Annotated in this window: 1 pseudogene; it reads left to right on the forward strand. The window is 50.4% G+C overall.

Features of this window, described 5'->3' with window-relative positions:
- The first annotated feature begins 89 nt into the window (after positions 1 to 89).
- Positions 90 to 1,399: pseudogene (locus tag NG795_RS28330) on the forward strand (transposase).
- The last annotated feature ends 22 nt before the right edge of the window (positions 1,400 to 1,421 follow it).

Below are 1,421 nucleotides of genomic sequence, written 5' to 3' on the forward strand. Positions count from 1 at the left end.
CAGCAATTCTCATTTTGGCAAAAACTGTTCAAATCCCCTTGAGCCGTGTATGGTAATGATATCTGCAAAACCCAAGAGAGCCAGAGCCATTGAACAAGCCAGGTTGGTTTGATACTGTAGTGAGTTCTTTTCGCGAGCGCTTGTCATCGCTACCGGACAAGCGTCGAGGTAAAAATACCCGCTATGGAATGGAAGATGCCGCTTTGAGTGTATGCGGGCGTGTTCTTCACCCAAACCCCGTCCTTCCTGGCCTATCAGCGCTTTTCTGGCAGACAATAAGGGTCGAAGCAATGCTCAAAGTCTGTTTGGAGTCCATAAAATTCCCACGGACAACCACATTCGGGACTTGCTTGATGGGGTCGCGCCCTCTAATGTGTTTCCCGTATTCGAGGAAATCCTACAGATATTGGACGAACAGGGTCAGTTGAGGGACTGGCGGTCTGTTGCCGACAGCCTGTTGGTTGCTATGGATGGGACGGAATACTTCAGTTCCACTCAAATCCACTGTCCTGCCTGCTCGACACGCACCTTGAAGTCAGGAGACATTCATTACTTCCATAGCGTGGTTACTCCGGTCATCGTCTGTCCAGGGCAGACTCAGGTGATTCCGTTAGTCCCTGAGTTCGTCCGACCCCAAGACGGTCATGACAAACAAGACTGTGAGAACGCTGCGGCAAAGCGGTGGTTGAACCAGCATGGTCCGCGCTTCAGTCGATTGAAGGTAACGGTGTTAGGGGATGACTTGTACTGCCACCAACCCCTGTGTCAGCAGATGTTAGACCACCAGTTGGACTTTATCCTGGTCTGTCGCCCAGACTCCCACACCACCCTTTATGACCATATAGAGGGAATTGACCTCCCGACGCTCATCCACAAACGGTGGACAGGAAAAGTTGAGGAAACCTGGACTTACCGATATCTCAATGACGTGCCCCTCAAAGACGGGGCGGATGCGCTGATGGTTAACTGGTGTGAGGTAACTGTCAGCCGTCCTGACCTTCATGTGATTTATCACAATGCCTTTGTCACCCGCTACACCCTTACCGATGACAACGTGGCCTCCATTGTTCAAGCTGGGCGCACTCGTTGGAAGGTTGAGAACGAGAATAACAACACGCTCAAAACCAAAGGCTACCATCTCGAACACAACTTTGGGCATGGCCAACAGCATCTGGCTGCCTTGTTGGCGACTTTGAATATCTTGTCCCTACTCTTCCATACGCTGTTGGAGCGGCTCGACGAGAAATATAAACGGCTGCGAGCCCATCTGCCCACTCGCAAAACCTTTTTTGATGATTTGCGTGCTTTAACCCGCTATCTCTATTTCGACAATTGGGATCACCTGCTTACGTTCATGCTCCAGGGTCTTGAGCTAGAGATTCCTCCCAATAGCAGTTAAATTTCCAAAATGAGAATTGCTG

The organism is Laspinema palackyanum D2c (assembly GCF_025370875.1).
Taxonomy (GTDB): Bacteria; Cyanobacteriota; Cyanobacteriia; order Cyanobacteriales; family Laspinemataceae; genus Laspinema; species Laspinema palackyanum.